General features: G+C 60.5%; 16 protein-coding genes. 9 read left to right on the plus strand and 7 right to left on the minus strand.

What is annotated here, in order from left to right:
* Positions 1-140: 140 nt before the first annotated feature.
* Together DWY05_RS01060 and DWY05_RS01065 are read left to right on the plus strand one after the other, a co-directional pair.
* Positions 141-1,361 carry a M20 family metallopeptidase gene (locus tag DWY05_RS01060; protein WP_117820493.1) on the plus strand — a complete coding sequence of 407 codons (1,221 nt, stop codon included), beginning with the start codon at positions 141-143 and terminating at the stop codon, positions 1,359-1,361.
* A 39-nt stretch (positions 1,362-1,400) separates the two neighbouring features.
* Positions 1,401-2,084 carry a DUF1015 family protein gene (locus tag DWY05_RS01065; RefSeq protein WP_117820492.1) on the plus strand — a complete coding sequence of 228 codons (684 nt, stop codon included), beginning with the start codon at positions 1,401-1,403 and terminating at the stop codon, positions 2,082-2,084.
* A 132-nt stretch (positions 2,085-2,216) separates the two neighbouring features.
* Here DWY05_RS01065 and DWY05_RS01070 read toward each other — a convergent pair whose 3' ends face one another.
* The 3 genes from DWY05_RS01070 to DWY05_RS01080 form a co-directional block, all read right to left on the minus strand.
* Positions 2,217-2,852 (minus strand): histidine phosphatase family protein, encoded by a 636-nt coding sequence (locus tag DWY05_RS01070; RefSeq protein ID WP_117820491.1) that lies wholly within the window; start codon positions 2,850-2,852, stop codon positions 2,217-2,219.
* Positions 2,853-2,869: 17 nt separating this feature from the next.
* Positions 2,870-3,412, minus strand: a complete 543-nt coding sequence (locus tag DWY05_RS01075) for a histidine phosphatase family protein (protein ID WP_117820490.1) — start codon at positions 3,410-3,412, stop codon at positions 2,870-2,872.
* Between the two features lie 82 nt (positions 3,413-3,494).
* Entirely contained in the window at positions 3,495-4,166 is a 672-nt protein-coding gene (locus DWY05_RS01080; protein WP_117820489.1) for a nitroreductase family protein, read from the minus strand.
* A 235-nt stretch (positions 4,167-4,401) separates the two neighbouring features.
* Between DWY05_RS01080 and DWY05_RS01085 the strand changes: the two genes are divergently transcribed.
* Both DWY05_RS01085 and DWY05_RS01090 read left to right on the plus strand, forming a co-directional pair.
* Positions 4,402-5,004, plus strand: coding sequence for an HdeD family acid-resistance protein (locus DWY05_RS01085; RefSeq protein ID WP_117797862.1), 603 nt, complete (start codon positions 4,402-4,404; stop codon positions 5,002-5,004).
* Positions 5,005-5,487 carry a DUF188 domain-containing protein gene (locus tag DWY05_RS01090; protein WP_055252057.1) on the plus strand — a complete coding sequence of 161 codons (483 nt, stop codon included), beginning with the start codon at positions 5,005-5,007 and terminating at the stop codon, positions 5,485-5,487.
* A gap of 106 nt (positions 5,488-5,593) precedes the next feature.
* Here the strand turns inward: DWY05_RS01090 and DWY05_RS01095 are convergent, their stop codons facing one another.
* The gene (locus DWY05_RS01095; protein WP_117820488.1) at positions 5,594-6,682 is read right to left on the minus strand and encodes a putative manganese transporter; all 1,089 of its coding nucleotides are present in this window, start codon (positions 6,680-6,682) and stop codon (positions 5,594-5,596) included.
* Between the two features lie 172 nt (positions 6,683-6,854).
* Between DWY05_RS01095 and DWY05_RS01100 the strand changes: the two genes are divergently transcribed.
* The 5 genes from DWY05_RS01100 (at position 6,855) to DWY05_RS01120 (ending at position 12,483) form a co-directional block, all read left to right on the plus strand.
* Positions 6,855-7,823, plus strand: a complete 969-nt coding sequence (locus DWY05_RS01100; RefSeq protein WP_117820487.1) for a 3'-5' exonuclease — start codon at positions 6,855-6,857, stop codon at positions 7,821-7,823.
* Positions 7,824-8,172: 349 nt separating this feature from the next.
* On the plus strand, positions 8,173-9,363 hold the full coding sequence (locus DWY05_RS01105) for a hypothetical protein (RefSeq protein ID WP_117820486.1): 1,191 nt from the start codon (positions 8,173-8,175) through the stop codon (positions 9,361-9,363).
* A 419-nt stretch (positions 9,364-9,782) separates the two neighbouring features.
* The gene (locus DWY05_RS01110; protein WP_082437811.1) at positions 9,783-10,148 is read left to right on the plus strand and encodes a helix-turn-helix transcriptional regulator; all 366 of its coding nucleotides are present in this window, start codon (positions 9,783-9,785) and stop codon (positions 10,146-10,148) included.
* A gap of 63 nt (positions 10,149-10,211) precedes the next feature.
* Positions 10,212-10,430, plus strand: a complete 219-nt coding sequence (locus DWY05_RS01115; RefSeq protein WP_035137286.1) for a cation transporter — start codon at positions 10,212-10,214, stop codon at positions 10,428-10,430.
* A 100-nt stretch (positions 10,431-10,530) separates the two neighbouring features.
* The gene (locus DWY05_RS01120) at positions 10,531-12,483 is read left to right on the plus strand and encodes a heavy metal translocating P-type ATPase (RefSeq protein ID WP_199409542.1); all 1,953 of its coding nucleotides are present in this window, start codon (positions 10,531-10,533) and stop codon (positions 12,481-12,483) included.
* 279 nt (positions 12,484-12,762) lie between these two features.
* On the opposite strand, the gene DWY05_RS01125 is transcribed toward DWY05_RS01120, so the two are convergent.
* The 3 genes from DWY05_RS01125 to DWY05_RS01135 form a co-directional block, all read right to left on the minus strand.
* Entirely contained in the window at positions 12,763-13,152 is a 390-nt protein-coding gene (locus DWY05_RS01125) for a metal-dependent transcriptional regulator (protein WP_055252669.1), read from the minus strand.
* A 209-nt stretch (positions 13,153-13,361) separates the two neighbouring features.
* Positions 13,362-14,132: a Cof-type HAD-IIB family hydrolase gene (locus DWY05_RS01130; RefSeq protein WP_117837158.1), complete on the minus strand. Its 771-nt coding sequence runs from the start codon at positions 14,130-14,132 to the stop codon at positions 13,362-13,364.
* A 6-nt stretch (positions 14,133-14,138) separates the two neighbouring features.
* A complete protein-coding gene (locus DWY05_RS01135) occupies positions 14,139-15,998 on the minus strand; it encodes an ABC-F family ATP-binding cassette domain-containing protein (RefSeq protein ID WP_117820483.1) in 1,860 nt (619 codons plus the stop codon).
* Positions 15,999-16,122: the final 124 nt, after the last annotated feature.

Genomic DNA, 16,122 nt, shown 5'->3' on the forward strand with positions numbered 1-16,122 from the left:
CACCGCGTCGTTTGCAAACCCGCCTGGACGGCAAACGCGCTGGCTCGGCCTGCGAACGGTAAATACTGCTGCGCGCACGTCGCGGATCTCTTGGGAGGCTTACAATCGGCTTGGAAAGCAGACTGATTGTGAGGTTGCATATGGTTGATGAGGACTTTGCCTGGCGGCTTGCGCAGGACCTTGTGAAGATTGACAGCTCGGACCCCGGCGCATATGAGGGCGAGATCGAGTGCTTCATTAAGAGGCTCATTGAGCAGCAGCTGGCGCAGCTCGATAGCTCTGCGCTCGATGCCGTGCAGATTGAGGAACTCGAGGTGCTGCCCGGGCGCCGTAACCTTATGGTCACCGTGCCGGTACTGAGCGACGAGCCGCGGCTGGTCTATATCTGCCATATGGATACCGTTACCTTGGGCGATGGCTGGGACGCGGACATCGCACCGCTTGGAGCGATTGTGCGTAACGACAAACTCTATGGCCGCGGCTCCTGCGACATGAAAGGCGGCCTGGCCTGCGCCATTGCCGCACTTGTCCACACGTTCGAGCGCGCGGCGGCGGAGGGCGAGCTGCCCCGCCGTGGCTTTTCGCTCATCTGCTCGGTCGACGAGGAAGACTTTATGCGCGGCTCAGAGGCCGCGATCAATGCCGGCTGGGTCGGCTCGCGCGAATGGGTGCTAGATACCGAGCCCACCGACGGACAGATTCAGGTAGCGCACAAGGGGCGCACGTGGTTCGAGATCGAGATGGCCGGCGTCACGGCGCATGCGAGCCAGCCTTGGAAGGGCGCCGACGCCGTCGCCGCCATGTCCGAGGTCGTGTGCTCGCTTCGCCATGCGTTCGCGGCGCTGCCCGTGCATGATGAGCTGGGGCCTTCGACCATTACGTTTGGACAAATCGAGGGCGGCTATCGCCCCTACGTCGTGCCCGACCACGCCAAGGTCTGGGTCGATATGCGCCTGACGCCGCCGACCGATACGGCCGCCGCGACGCGCATAGTAGAGCAGGCCATCGACGACGCCGAAGCCGCGGTCCCCGGCTGTCACGGCAGCTATGTTGTGACGGGCGATCGCCCCGCCATTGAGCGCGACCCAAACGCTCCGCTTCTGGCGGCGCTCAAGCGTGCCGCCGATGACGTGACGGGCGCGGACACGACCGTCGGCTTCTTTACCGGCTACACCGACACTGCCGTCATTGCCAGCAAGACAGGCAACCGCAACTGCATGAGCTATGGCCCAGGCTCGCTCGCACTTGCCCACAAGCCCAACGAATATGTACCCCACGCCGATATCGTTCGCTGCCAGCAAGTGCTGATCGCGCTTGCCGACAACACGCTCTGGGACGCGAGCAGCCAAGTTGGGGCATAATAAGCCGCGAACAAACCGACTCGCTCGTTAGGACCGCCCATGAAAGCACTTCCGTTTCCCTGCATCCGTCCAGCTCAGGACCGCGTGCTCGAGGCACTGCCTGCGATGGGTGGTATCCTGAGCGGCAACGACGCCCTGCGCGGCGCCATCGCCGACGGCCTGATGCTCAAGGATCCAGGCGCGGCGTATTACGTGTACGAGTGTTCGGGAGAGCCGGGGCGCGTAACGGGTGTCGTGGCGATTTGCCCGGTTGGCGCGCTGGCGGGCGGCAAGGGCGATGCCAACGCTGACGTGGCCGCCGCTGCGCACGCGATCGCTGAACTCAAAGTTCAGCCTCGTCCCGTGTCGCTCGCCTACGAAGCCTCGCCTGTCATGGATATCATCCTCGGCGCCGCCAAAGAGGGCGCTTCGCTCTATGCCGTCACCGACCCCGCCGGCATTACGCATCGCGTGTGGGAGGTCAAACGCAATGACGCCGTTGCCGCCATCCACGCCATGCTCGACCAGGCACCGGAGCCTGTCCCCGCAGACGATCCGGCCTACGTTGCCGCGCTTGCAGGTGTGGCACAGCTCCTGGCTGACGAGGCCCGCGGCGCCGGCACCTACACGGGCAAGGAGCCGTTCAACTTTGTCATTTCCGCGCTGTTCCCTGCCGCGCAGGTCGCAGGCGGCGCGCCGCAGGTTCCAACGGGTCTGCTCACTCACCAGATTGCACGATACTAGCAGGGCCTAAACGCTTAGCGCAAAGACTCGGCAGTCCAACAAACGAAGGGCGGAGATGCAATGCCAGCGCATGCATCTCCGCCCCTTTCTCATCGAGCAAGTATGTCGGCGACCCGTATCGCCACGCCCGCGTTACCCGCGCTGCGGACCCGCTGCCGCCACCAGCGGCTCAAGACCCAACTCGCGCGCATAATCTTCCTGTGTAAAGACTTCGACCAGGTCAAATGTGTCGATCGCATCGGCAAACGCAAAATGCAGCACCGAGCAGTTGCCCGGCACGCGCTCGCGCTCGTCGGCCGCTGCTCCCCTCACGTGATCCAAAAACTCCTTGATGGCCGAGCCATGGCTCACCGCGAGCACGCACGAATGGCCCGGGCGTCGCATCAAATCGGTCAACGTCGCCACCATGCGCTCGCGCACCTGCATCTGTCCCTCGCCGCCAAACTGGCGGTAGAAGTCACGCCACGGACGCTCGGGCATCAGCATCACGCGCTCGGCCTCAAAGTCGCCAAAGAACCACTCGCGCAGGCCATCCAGGCGCTCGTAGGCAAGGCCCGGCCACAGATTAGCGATGGTCTGCTCCGTGCGATGCAGCGTCGAGGTGTAGGCATGATCGGGCTCAATGCCGCGCGCTCGCAAGAACATGCCGGCGCGCGCCGCCTGATCGCAGCCCAGCTGCGTGAGCGGCGAATCGCTCCACCCCTGAATGATGCGCTTAAGGTTAAATATTGTCTGTCCATGACGGACCAGATACAGGTCTTTATTCATAGGGGTCCTTTCGTTCGTTACCAATCAAGGAGCGAAAACGCCCCGTCGCAATAGCCAAAATGGAGCACGGCACCGTTGTCGGGCAGTTCTCCCCCGCCGGCCACGTACTCAAGAAACTCCTGGCAGGCTGAGCCGTGGGAAACCGCCAGCACGCAGTCGTGCTGCGGCCTGGCCATGATGCGGGACAACGCCGCGACCATGCGCGACTGAAGCTGCACTTCCGACTCGCCGCCAAAGGCCACCGGATAATCGCCCCAGGGCTGCGGCGGCATCTCGCGATTTGATGTGCCCTCCAGCGAGCCAAAATGCCACTCGCGCAGGTCATCGACCAGTTCTATGGTGCGGCCCTTACCAACGATAAGCTCGGCCGTACGCTGCGCCCGCCCCAGCGGCGAGGAATACACATGGTCAAAGGTCACGCCACGGTCCGCAAACGCCGCACGCGTCGCCAGCGCCTGCTCGCGCCCGCGCTCCGTGAGCGGCGAATCGTGCCAGCCCTGCAAAATGTTCTGCACATTGAGCTCAGTCTGCCCATGCCGCACCAAATACAGATCTGCCACACACCCTCCCCTCGTACCACCACAAAGGGGACAGGAGCCTTTGTGGTGGTTTACCGCCGGATCACACCGCGGTGACACTCAACTACACCAGCACGTCGGCGAGCGAACGCTTGGGTACGTGGTGCACCTGCGCCTCGTCGCGCCAATAATTGATGGAGCCGTCGGGGTTGGAATCGATCGCATCGATCACCTGCGTCTCGGCCGGAACGCCAAACGCCATGATCAGCTTGAGCTCATACTTGTCGTTATCGAGCCCCATGGCATCGATCGCGTGGGACGTAAAGGCCTTGAACATGCAGGCTGCCACCTCGGGCGTGGCGCTGCGGGCGGCGAACATCATCGTCTGCGCGGCAATGCCCGTGTCGACATCGGTAATGGGAGCGGCGGGCTTGCCCGGAACGGCGCGCTCAGCAAGAATCGCGATGTAGCCGGTCGGGCGCTCGCCCTCATCGGGACCCGGCCAATCCTTGAGCGCACCGGCCCATGCAAGCTCGTCAAATACACGCGCGCAGTCCTCTGCACCGCTTACCACATGAAAACGCAGACGCTGAGCATTGGCGCCGCAGGGAGCCAGGTGCGCCAGTTCCGCCAGCTCGAGCAAAAACTCGCGCGGCACGCGCATAGACTCGTCAAAGCGACGGCACGTACGGGCACGACGGACCAGCGCATCAAACGCTTCCAGACCGAGCTTTTCGCAACCTTGCTTTGCCATCGATTCGACACTCGACGGTGCCTCGGGAACTGCTTCGTTCATAGGGACCCCCAAATAAAAGGCAATTGTTCTTAGAAAAATCTAACCTAAAACGTAGGCAATAACGAACAGAGCTGCAATGTTCTACATCTGTTGAATATCCCACATCCAAACGGGAACAAAGATAACAATTCGGGAATGTGGGGCGGCAATTCGTCCTTTCCACCCCATACATCGGCGCCCTTGGGCGATACTGGTTGCAAGAGCCACGGCTTACGCCGCACGGAAAGGAGACATTATGGGCATCTTTAAGAACGATGACCAAAAATCGAGCCAGTTTGGATTTGACGAGAAAAGCATGGCGGGCAAAGCCGTCAAGGCCGTACGCTGGATCTACGCCATCACGGGTGTCTTAGCACTCATTGCTGGTATCGCGCTGCTTTTTGCACCCGCCAAGTCCCTCGTCTTTTTGACGACCGTCCTGGGTTTTTACTTTGTGATTACGGCAGCCATCAGGCTGTTCACTGCCATTTTTGAGCCGCTGCTGCCCACCGGCTGGCGCGTGACGAGCATCATCTCCAACCTACTCATTATCTTGGGCGGCGTCATAATCCTGCGCAACCAGGCCTTCTCGACCGCGACGCTCACCACGATGGTGGTTATCGTGGCCGGCTTTGGCTGGATTGTCGAAGGTGTCATGTCCATTCTGGAGTCCGAGCTTTCGTCCAACCGCGCCCTCGCCATCCTGAGCGGCGCGCTCTCCATCATCGCCGGCATGTTCGTGTTTATCTATCCGCTGTGGTCGGCAAAGATGCTCGTCATCTTTAGCGGCGCCGCGCTGCTGGTGTTTGGCGTAACGCTGATTGTTCGCGCTATTCAATTTGGCAAACTGGTGCACTAGATGCCACGAACGCTCTTTATTGATGCAGACGCCTGCCCGGTCACGCGCGAGTCGATTGACTGCGCGCGGCGGGCGGGCGTCGCCGTCGTTATCGCCGGCAACAGCACGCAAAACCTGGAACGGCACATTCGCCGCGACGACCCGCGCGATGCCGAGCACGCGCGACGCGGATTTTGGGTCACGACGCTCGATGTGAGCGTGGGCGCCGACAGCGCCGACTTTGCCATTGTCGAACGCCTGCAGGCGGGCGACGTGGTCGTGACGCAGGACATTGGCTTGGCGAGCATGGTGCTCGGGCGCGATGCCGCCGCCATCGGTGTGCGCGGGCGCGTCTACGACAAAGCGACCATCGACATGCAGTTGTTTATTCGCCACGAGGAAAAGAAGGTACGCCGCGCCGGCGGACGCACTCGCGGACCGGCGGCATTTACCAGCGAAGACCGCGCCCGCTTTAAACGCAACCTCACCGAGTTGCTGCACTAACCAAGGTAGATTTTTAGGACATGCCCGAAAATCTACCTTTTTGTTTTGGCAGCGGGGAATGCCCTGGTCACAGGGGTAGATCGTAAGACATGCCCCAAACATCCACTTAGAACCCAAAGGCGGAAAGGATAAGGCCCCAGCCCGCGCCGATGACATACATCATGATCAGAAACACAGCGTTTTCGCGGGCGCTGCGGTTGGTGCGGAACAGCACCAGGTAGCCCACGCCAGCGGAGATAAGCGTGCCGGCGAGCATCGGGGCCAGCTGCAGCGCGCCTTCCAGGTACAGTTGCGTGATGACGACGCTGGCCGAGCAGTTGGGGATCAGGCCGACGAGTGCCGAGCCCAGGACCGCAAGCGTCTCGTTGCCGCGCAGGAACTGCTCGATTGCGGACTCGCCGAACGTCTCGAGCACGGCAACCAGAATCAGCGTCACCAGGAAAATGAATACCGATACCTGCACGGTGTGGGAGATGGCGCTGCGGATAATCGACAGGACAGGCGTCCCTTCGTGGGAATGGGAGTGACCGTGACCATCATGGTGTTCATATTCGCCCTCATGACCGTGATCGTGGCCATGTCCGTGTTCGTGCTCGTTCTCGTCTTCATCACAACCGCAATGGTCGCGCTCGCACAGCTCGTGGATGTGGTCGGCGCTCACGCCCGCCTCGGCCACCTCGTCGATGATGTCACCGCCGCTGTGGTCGTCGTGCGCGCAGTTCACATGAGCCGGATTGGCAGCGGTCCCCAGCACGGTACGGCGAATCGCCGCATGCGCGCGAGCGTTACGACGCAGGCCGCGAATGGCAGCGTCCACAATAAAACCCGTGACCAGCGCGATCAGTGCCTTCGAAGCCAAAAGCATCGCCATGGTCTGCACGGGCACCTGCTCGGCGAGCAACAGCGGCAGCATCTCATCGGAGGTCGAAAGGAACACCGCCACCAACGTGCCCAAGGTCACGACACGACCGGCGTACAGCGTGGCCGCCATGGCCGAAAAGCCGCACTGCGGCACCATGCCCAACAACGAGCCAACCACAGGGCCCGCAGCGCCGGCGCGCTTGATGGCGCCGTTAACGCGGTCGCCCGCAACATGCTCAAGCGTCTCGAGCGCAAGGTACGTCACCAACAAAAACGGCACCAGCGAGAGCGTGTCTTTGCCGGCATCGAGCAGAATATCTATCAGTAAATCCATGACGGATGGAACCTTTCGTGTCTTTCGGCAGCATTGTAAAAGTCCTAGCGGTCAACTAGGGTATTGTAGTTGTCCTAGGCGCGATGCCAATAGTTGCCCATGGTAAACTATCATCTCGCCACATCTCAATGAACCCGAGCCGCGCGGTGTGGCCCGTCCAAGGAGCAGTTATATGAACGTTTCACAAGCACTCGAATACGAGCGTCAGCCGTTTATCCCCATGTTTATCTATGGCGATCACGGCGCCATGGAGTCCGAGCGTCAGAAAGGCGAGGAGGCCCTTAAGGTGCTCGAAACCGAGTACTTTACCGCCGAGGATGACCCCGGCTTCGACTTTGCCACCGTACGCGACCTGGCTGACCGCAACCGCGACCTGTGCGACCAGATTGGCGAGGCACGCCTGCGCAACGTGACGCCCGCGACGCTTTCGCGCGGTCTGTCCGATGCCGACACCTGCGCGGCCATCGGTAAGATGCAAAAGCGCACCGCCGCGTCGGTCATGCGCGAGATCCGCGGCGACCGCGACGCGCTCGGCGTGGCCTACGCCCGCAAGCCCATCCAGGGCACAGTGCTCGGCATCGACATCGAGACCACCGGCCGTGCACCCGAGCGTGGTTATATCATCAACGTCGGCTGGGAGATCATGGAGCTCACCAGCGACGCCGTCCCGCATGACACCGAGGCACACTACTGCGGCCTGCCCGACATCTACCGCGGCGAGGATGTACCGCTGTCGAATATCCACCACATCACCTGGGACGACATCGACGGCAAAACGCCCTTCCGCGAGAACAAGGAGCTGCAAAAGCAGCTGCTCAAGCTTATGAAGAAGTACCCGTACATGGCGCATAACGCCGCCTTTGAGGACAGCTGGTTCAAGATTCACCTGGACGGTTACGCCGAGGCACGCCGCGCGGGTAAGATCATCGTCATCGACTCGCGCCAGATCTGCCGCAGCCTGGATGCCGATGTGCGCTCGCTCCCCCGCGAGTCCGCCCCCGCCGCACTCGAGAACTGGGCGCGCCGCCGCGGAACCCTCGCCGCCGACGCCAACGAGCAGCATCTGGGTCTGGACGACACCGACCTCATGCTCCGCACGGTACAGGCCGAGTTCAACCTCAAGAACCTATTCGCGAAATAGCAACGCCTGCGACAAACACTGCTTGCTCACGAGCGGCCTCGCAGCGGGAAACACCGCAGCGGGGCCGCCCTACGTTCCACAGATAGATCTGCCATCACAAATTCTGAACCCTCATTTTGAACGATTTCGGCCAATTCCCGACACGTAATTCGTTGTCGGATGGTGATGCATCGATATCAAATGTGCAGCAATTGAGTTTTTATATGCTATAGCTAAGCTGCGAGAACATTGATTTTAGGCGTGCCAACCCATAATTGCGTCAAGCTTTTGGACAGCATTTGGTTAGGCCCCTAAAACGACTTTCCCACTCAGCGCCATCAACACGGCATTAGCTGACACGATATATACCATGAGTATCGTATTGTCACATACCACTGCAAAAGCGGTCTACCAGGCCGCGCATTCGGCGTCTGCGAAAGACACCAAGCCCTGTAACCCTGCCGCGATTTACGGATCATGTCCCACCGGAACGCTCCTTGACGCAGCCGCAGAATGGCTCACCAAACACAATGTTTCCCTCGACGCAAATGATTCCATCGAGGTGATGGTGTTTGATCGCAGGAATGCGCGCTACGCAATGAACTGTCAATGCCACGTTACGTCAAAACGATTCTCGAACTCACGCTTTATAGAGCTCAAAGATGGCATCTTCATTGTTGGCGTTGAGCTTTGCGCGCTTCAGGCCGCCACCTATCTCCCTTTTCGCGAACTGGTGGAGTACTACTTTGAATTGTGCGGCGTTTACTCCCTTGGAACCGGCTCTTCCACCTCTTATAACGAGCGTTTCGCGCTCACCTCGACCAAGAGGTTGAAACAGTTCTTTAATTCCATTACCAGATGCGACGGTCTGGCCCTTGCCCGAAAGGCGATCCAATGTGTGCGCGACGGATGCCGGTCTCCTATGGAAACGGCCTTTGTCATGATGCTGACGCTGCCCAAAAGCGAAGGAGGGCTTGGTATTAAGGGAATTGAGACCGATTACGAGGTGCAGGTCACCGCTGCCGCAAAGAATCTCACGAGACGCAAAAAGTTCTTTATGGATGCGTATCTAAAGAAATCTCGCACAGACATTGAATACAACGGGTTTTATCATGACGCGGAAGAAGACCGCGCCATCGATGAGGAGCGCAAGAATGCGCTTGCGTCCATGGGATACGGAATCATCACCGTCAGTCGTTATTCCTTTATGCATGCCAGCGCTTTCGTTAGGGTCATGGAGGCGATCCAACGGAAAGAGGGCATACGTCCCTCGCGTCTGCCAAAAGACTTTCAAATCATGCAGGAGGACCTGAGACAGTTTGTGCTCAGAAGGTTTATAGAAGAGAAAAAGCGAATTCAGAAGCAGCTTCGCCAGGATTCCGAAGATCGTCAACGAATCGACCTCGAAAAAGCAACACTCGAAGGCATCACGCTGGATGACCCGACAATAAATGAAGTTCCGGCAATCGATGACATGCAGACTGTCGAATCCGACAGCCCATCATTTGCCCAAATAAGCAGCCTCGCGCCCGAGGGCAGAATCTTCGGGGCCGGAAGCTAGACCGGCTAACAAGGTGGGTACCCTAGCGATGTGCAAAATTGCGAGTATTCAGCAGGGTCGGCCCTCCAGCACCCACAAGTTAATCCAAATGAGAAACAAAAACGCTATCGAACGAGAACGTTAGGCAACATTTGAGGAAGACCTTGTCTGTTTACCGCCTTTGGATAACTCTTGAGCGGCTTTATTTGGCCTGGAATAGATTAACGGACCCCCTATAGTTGCAGAATACTCCAATTTTTGCACGGCGCGGGGGCACCCACCCCGGCATCGGCTATCAAAACCGCTCAGTCCGGAATCTCGTCCACTATTCCCCATCATTTTGTGCGACGAATTACCTGAACGTCATTGACATATGAACATGCGCTCATATAATCGGAAGTAAGTTATATGAGCGCATGTTCATATGAAAGGATATTGCAATGAGCATCCGCGTTGATGAAACGAAACCCGACACCGAGGCCACCGAGCCCGTGATCCCCACCACCTGCTCGCCCGAGGACCTTCCCGACGAGGAGCTTCTCTACGACCTCGCCGACCTGTTCAAGGTCTTCAGCGACACCACGCGTATCAAGATTCTCTATGCCCTCATGGGCCGCGAGCTCTGCGTGGCAGACATCGCCGAAGCGACCGAAACCTCGCAGTCGGCAGTATCGCACCAGCTGCGCACACTCAAGCAGTCGCACCTAGTTAAATTCCGACGCGACGGCCGCAACATTCTCTACTCGCTCGCCGACGACCACGTCTACACCATGCTCAACCAAGGCATGAGCCACATCTGCGAATAGCGACCAACCACGGTACCAGCGCGGCCTGCACCCAAGCCGCAAAAACAGAGAAAGGAACCCACCATGAAAAAGCAGTTTAAACTCGACGAGATCGACTGCGCCAACTGCGCGCGTGAGCTTCAGGACGAGCTGGCCAAGCTCGAGGGCGTTAAATCCGTGTCCGTCAACTTTATGACCCAGAAGCTGACGCTCGAGGCCGATGATGCTGAGTTCGACGAGGTGCTCAACCGCGTTGTTGAGTTTACGGCCGACGCCGAGCCGGACTGCGAGATTATTCTCTAGCCCAGGTTTACGCCAACCTGCAAGGCCGCGCTTGCCGCGGCCTTTGCTCGCGAAATTATATGAGCGAGTGTTCATTCATTCAAATGGGAGGATACGAGTCATGGCCACCGCCGACCCCAAGAAGAAAAAGAAGAAGCGCAAGAAAAAAGAGTCACTCGAGCATAAGCGCAACCGCATCCTGGTAGCGCTGGGCATTTTTGCGGTGGTGTACGCCCTCGAGGAGCTCGGCACCCTCGCCGCCACATTCGGCACCCCGGGCGACATCTACGCCAGCTTTGCGCTGTTCCTCGTGCCGTTTTTGATTGCCGGATACGACGTACTACAAAAGGCATTCAATAACATCCGCCGCGGCAAGGCGTTCGACGAGAGCTTCCTCATGGCCGTCGCGACCATCGGCGCGTTTGCCATGGTGTTCTTCCCCGATACCGACCCGCACATGGCCGAAGGCGCCGCCGTCATGCTGTTCTACCAGGTCGGCGAGCTGTTCCAGGCATACGCCGTGGGCAAGAGCCGCAAGTCGATCAGCGCCATGATGGACATCGCGCCCGACTACGCTAACGTCGAGCAGCCCGACGGCACGCTCGAACAGGTCTTTCCCGATGACATCGCCGTGGGCACCGTGATCGTGGTCAAGCCCGGCGAGCGCGTGCCTATCGACGGCGTCATCGTCGAGGGCGAAACCCAGCTCGACACCGCCGCACTCACGGGCGAGTCAGTTCCCCGCCCCGCCAAGTCCGGCGACGATATCATCAGCGGCTGCATCAACATGACGGGCCTCATCCACGTGCGCACCACCAAGCCCTTTGGCGAGTCCACCGTTGCGCGCGTCCTGGAGCTCGTTGAAAACGCCAGCGAAAAGAAGGCGCGCACCGAGAACTTCATCACGCGCTTTGCCCGCGTCTACACCCCCGCCGTCACCGGAGCCGCCGCGGTGCTCGCGCTCGGCGGCGGCCTGGTCACCGGCGCCTGGTCCAACTGGATTCTGCGCGGCCTGACCTTCCTGGTCGTCAGCTGCCCGTGCGCCCTCGTGATCAGCGTACCGTTGAGTTTCTTTGGCGGCATCGGCGGCGCGTCCAAGCTGGGCGTTCTCATCAAGGGCTCCAACTACCTCGAGACGCTCGCCGACGTAGACACCGTCGTCTTCGACAAAACGGGCACCCTCACCAACGGCACGTTCTCGGTCGTCGCGGTGCACCCCGAGGCAAGCTATACCGAGCAGTCGTTGCTCGAGGTCGCAGCCCTTGCGGAGTCGTTCTCCGATCACCCCATCGCGCAGTCCGTGCGTGTCGCCTACCAGGGCGAGGTCGACCCCAAGCGCGTTAGCGACTCCGCCAACGACGCGGGCCACGGCGTGACGGCAATCATCGACGGCAAGCACGTCGTCGTTGGCAACGCAAAGATGCTCGCCGCGGCCGGTATCGACGCTCCCAATTGCGAGGTCGTCGGTACGATCCTCCACGTGCTCGTCGACGGCACCTATGCCGGCCACATCGTAATTGCCGACACCATCAAGGTCGATGCGGAGCAAACGATTCGCGACTTGCACGCCGCTGGCGTCAAGCACACCGTTATGCTCACGGGCGACCGCGAGGAAGTGGCTGCGTCCGTTGCCGAACAGTTGGGGCTCGACGAGTTCCACGCGCAGCTGCTGCCGGGCGACAAGGTCGAGCGTGTTGAAGCGCTGCTCGCGGGCGAAAGTGGCAAGGGCAAGCTCGCCTTTGTAGGCGATGGCATCAACGATGCGCCCGTGCTCACCCGCGCAGACGTTGGCATTGCCATGGGCGCCATGGGTTCCGACGCCGCAATCGAGGCGGCGGACGTCGTGCTGATGGACGACAAGCCGTCCAACATCTCCCGCGCGATCCGCGTGGCGCGCAAGACCATGTCGATTGTTTGGCAGAACATTATCTTTGCGCTGGGCATTAAGCTGCTGATCCTTGTGCTGGCAGCGCTGGGCATCGCCAATATGTGGCTTGCCGTCTTTGGCGACGTGGGCGTGGCGATCATCGCCATCCTGAACGCCATGCGCGCGATGGGTGTCAAGAACCTGTAGCGCTCGTGGTCCCTCCGGCCGGGGCCGGGCTTGGTTTTGAAAACGTCCTCGCGCATGAGGCCCGTCTTTCTTGCTCCTGCGGAGCAACGGAAAGGCGGGCCTCGCGCTGCGGAGTGTTTTCAAAACCAAGCCCGGCCCCGGCCTGCATTGACACAGCTGGCGGTTCTTGGGCATCGCTTGCTGGCGGGGTTCCTTTGCTGAAATGGACTTGGCCGAAAGGGCCGCTGGTCCCGGTCGCTGGTTCGCGCTTTGCGTGAACTCCGCGCTACTGTGGGTCAGTTAGGCTTCTGTTGTTGGACCCGCTACATCTTCCCGTCTCAGCATCGATCTTAGCTTCTCGAAGCTCTCCTCGCTCAGGCAGTGCTCCATGTGGCAGCCCTCTTGCGACGCGACCTCGGGCGTTACGCCTGCGTCCTCTAGCAGACCTACAAAAAAGCAGTGGCGCTCCCACATTTGACGGGCAACCTCAAGACCGCGTTCCGTCAGATGCACGTCGCGTTTGCCCATCTCCACGTAGCCGGTGCTCTCCAAGGCCGCCATGGCTTTAGAGACGCTTGCTTTGGTTACGCCCAAGTATTCGGCAACGTCGATCGAGCGCACGATGCCCTGACGTTCCGATAGAACGTAGATCGATTCGAGATAGTCTTCTCCGGATTCACGCAGGGCCATGGGCCGCCTTTCGCGATGGCTTCTAGTTAGCCTTTGGATACTTTTGCTTGATTTACTTTACCGCAAAAGTTGCCCATGTCTTACTACTTTGCCTAAAAGTTAGCCGTGTTTCACAAAACATGCGGGACGAAAACAAAATGGGGACGCCCCGCAAGGAGTGTCCCCAACTGCCGGCAGAAAAGGAACGTCCCCAAGTGCCGAATCCGCAGCTACACCAGCCCGAAGTGCTTTGCGGCGTTGTAGATGCCGTCGTCGTCTACGGCGGTCGTTACGTAGGTCGCTGCGGCCTTCACAGTATCCTGCGCGTTGCCCATGGCAACACTGGTGCCCACGGCTCCAAACATCGACAGGTCGTTCTCGCCATCGCCAAAGGCAATCGCTTCGCTCACGTCGACGCCCAGGCGCTCCAGCGTCGCCGCAACGCCCAGATCCTTGCCGCCGTTGGCAGGGATAATGTCGCAGAACAGATCACACCAGCGCGTGGTGAGCGAATGCGACACGGTGTCGGTCACGATATGCTCGTCGGCAGGGTCCACAAAGGCGCAGAACTGGTAAACCGGCGCATCGAAGGCGTGTTCAAACGGCTCCTCGTGGTAGACGATTCCCGCGTTGCTGCCTGCCGTCACCACGCGCTCGGACAGGCGGTTCACAAACGAGTTCTCGCCCTGCATGCACAGCGAGTCATAGCGCCCCTGCGCCACCTGGTCCACAATCAGCGCAACGTCGTCCGGGTCAATCGGGCAGCTACGGTAAACGCCCTTGGCATCAAAACAGTGCTGGCCCGAAAGCGTAATGTACGCATCCCAACCCAAGTTGAACAGCCAATCGGGCATCTGGTAGGTCGGGCGACCCGTAGCAATCACACATGCGATCCCCTGCTCGTGAAAGCTGTCGAGCACCTGCTGTGCCGACGCCGGAATCCGGTGGGTCTTAAAGCTCAGCAGCGTGCCGTCGATATCGAAAAACGCGGCCTTGATCATCCTCGCCTACTCCTCGCCCTCGAGCTTCTCGCTCGCCTCGAGCCACGCCATCTCCAGCTCGTCCATGGCGGCGTGGGCCTCGTCGATCTTTGCCTGCTGCTCGCCCAGCGCCGTGTAGTTGGTGGGGTCGACCTGAGCCATCGCGGCCTCGGCCTCCTCCACGCGGGCGCGCTGCGTCTCCATTTTGCGCTCAAGCGAGCTCACCTCGCGGCGAAGCTTCTGGCGTTCAGCGTTAGAAAGGCCATTGGGCTGGCCGCTCGACTTGGGCTTTTCGGCCGCAGCCGCCGCGGCACCGGTATCAAACGTGCCGGTCTTGGCGCTCGGCGCACCCACGGGCTCGCCCTCGGCGGTAGCGTTGCACAGGCGCAGGTACTGGTCCACACCGCCGGGCATATGCGTCAGATGGCCATCGAGCAGTGCCCACTGCTGGTCGGTCACGCGCTCCATAAGGAAACGGTCGTGCGTCACCAGGATTAGCGTGCCGGGCCAGCCGTCGAGCAGGTCCTCGACAATCGCGAGCATGTCGGTATCCAGGTCGTTGCCGGGCTCGTCCAGGATGAGCACGTTGGGTTCGTCCAGGATCGTCAGCAGCAGCGACAGGCGACGGCGCTGACCGCCCGAAAGATCGCCGATGCGACTCCAGAGCTGCTGTGTCGTAAAGCCCAGGCGCTCGCAAAGTTTCTCGGGCGAAGTCTCCTTGCCGTCGATGACGTAGTACTTCTTATAGTTACCGAGCACCTCGCGGATCGTGTCACCCATGTAGGGCTCGAGTTCCTCGAGCTGCTGCGACAGCACGCCAAAGCGCACCGTCTGGCCAATCTTCACACGGCCGCGCGTGGGCTCAATCTTGCCCTGGATCACGTCGAGCAAGGTCGACTTGCCGGCGCCGTTCTCGCCCAAAAGACCATAGCGGTCGCCCGCGCCGATGAGCCAGGTCACATCGGTGAGCACCTGCTTGGGCGCACCATCGGTATCCGCATAGCCGGCATCCACGTCGATGACATCGATGACCTGCTTGCCTAGGCGGCTCACGGCAAGGCGCTTGAGCTCCAGCTCGTCACGCACGGGCGGTACGTCGGCGATCAGCTCGCGAGCAGCCTCAACGCGAAACTTGGGCTTGGTGGAACGCGCCTGGGCGCCGCGGCTCAGCCACGCGAGCTCCTTGCGCGCCATGTTGCGACGGCGCTCCTCGGTAACGGCGGCCATGCGGTCGCGCTCCACGCGCTGCAGGATATATGCCGAGTAGCCGCCCTCGAAGGGATCAACCTGGCCGTCGTGGACCTCCCACATGCTGGTACAGACCTCGTCCAAGAACCAACGGTCATGCGTGACCACGAGCATGGCGCCCTGGCCGCGCTGCCAGCGAGCCTTTAAGTGACGCGCGAGCCAGTTGATGGTGCGCATGTCCAGGTGGTTGGTGGGCTCGTCGAGCATGAGCACGTCGTAGTCGCCAATCAGCAGGCGAGCGAGGTCCACGCGACGGCGCTGGCCGCCCGAAAGCTCGCCCACCGTGCCCTCCCAGGGCACATCGCTGATGAGGCCGGCGAGGATCTGACGCGTGCGGGGGCTCGATGCCCACTCGTACTCAGGCGTGTCGCCCACAACGGCATGATGCACGGTATCGGTGTCGACAAGCTGGTCCTTTTGGCCGAGTAGACCGATCGTGGTGCCGCGGCGGTGCGTCACGCGGCCGTCGTCGGGTTCCAGCGTGCCGGCGAGTACACTCAGCAGCGTCGACTTGCCGTCGCCGTTTTTACCGACGATACCAATGCGGTCGCCCTCGCCCACGCCGAGCGTCACGCTATCGAAAATATGCTTGGTGGGAAACTCTAGGCTGATGGAATCGCATCCCAAAAGAATCGCCATATGCCCTGCTCCTTCGTAGAAATTCAACGTTGTCCATGATAGCAGCGAAAAGGCAGGCCGCACACGACACAAAAAGGCGGGCCATCTCCCGCAAGAGATGACCCGCCTCTCCAATCAGTCCCGC

The organism is Collinsella sp. AF23-4AC (assembly GCF_003462685.1).
GTDB lineage: Bacteria > Actinomycetota > Coriobacteriia > Coriobacteriales > Coriobacteriaceae > Collinsella.

Bases quoted from the DNA above. Each gene is read 5' to 3' on its own strand.
- DWY05_RS01080 (WP_117820489.1), bottom strand. From the start codon at position 4,166: ATGAACGAAGCAGTTCCCGAGGCACCGTCGAGTGTCGAATCGATGGCA.
- DWY05_RS01095 (WP_117820488.1), bottom strand. From the start codon at position 6,682: ATGGATTTACTGATAGATATTCTGCTCGATGCCGGCAAAGACACGCTC.
- DWY05_RS01100 (WP_117820487.1), top strand. From the start codon at position 6,855: ATGAACGTTTCACAAGCACTCGAATACGAGCGTCAGCCGTTTATCCCC.
- DWY05_RS01065 (WP_117820492.1), top strand. From the start codon at position 1,401: ATGAAAGCACTTCCGTTTCCCTGCATCCGTCCAGCTCAGGACCGCGTG.
- DWY05_RS01115 (WP_035137286.1), top strand. From the start codon at position 10,212: ATGAAAAAGCAGTTTAAACTCGACGAGATCGACTGCGCCAACTGCGCG.
- DWY05_RS01125 (WP_055252669.1), bottom strand. From the start codon at position 13,152: ATGGCCCTGCGTGAATCCGGAGAAGACTATCTCGAATCGATCTACGTT.
- DWY05_RS01060 (WP_117820493.1), top strand. From the start codon at position 141: ATGGTTGATGAGGACTTTGCCTGGCGGCTTGCGCAGGACCTTGTGAAG.
- DWY05_RS01135 (WP_117820483.1), bottom strand. From the start codon at position 15,998: ATGGCGATTCTTTTGGGATGCGATTCCATCAGCCTAGAGTTTCCCACC.
- DWY05_RS01105 (WP_117820486.1), top strand. From the start codon at position 8,173: ATGAGTATCGTATTGTCACATACCACTGCAAAAGCGGTCTACCAGGCC.
- DWY05_RS01090 (WP_055252057.1), top strand. From the start codon at position 5,005: ATGCCACGAACGCTCTTTATTGATGCAGACGCCTGCCCGGTCACGCGC.
- DWY05_RS01120 (WP_199409542.1), top strand. From the start codon at position 10,531: ATGGCCACCGCCGACCCCAAGAAGAAAAAGAAGAAGCGCAAGAAAAAA.
- DWY05_RS01130 (WP_117837158.1), bottom strand. From the start codon at position 14,132: ATGATCAAGGCCGCGTTTTTCGATATCGACGGCACGCTGCTGAGCTTT.
- DWY05_RS01110 (WP_082437811.1), top strand. From the start codon at position 9,783: ATGAGCATCCGCGTTGATGAAACGAAACCCGACACCGAGGCCACCGAG.
- DWY05_RS01085 (WP_117797862.1), top strand. From the start codon at position 4,402: ATGGGCATCTTTAAGAACGATGACCAAAAATCGAGCCAGTTTGGATTT.
- DWY05_RS01070 (WP_117820491.1), bottom strand. From the start codon at position 2,852: ATGAATAAAGACCTGTATCTGGTCCGTCATGGACAGACAATATTTAAC.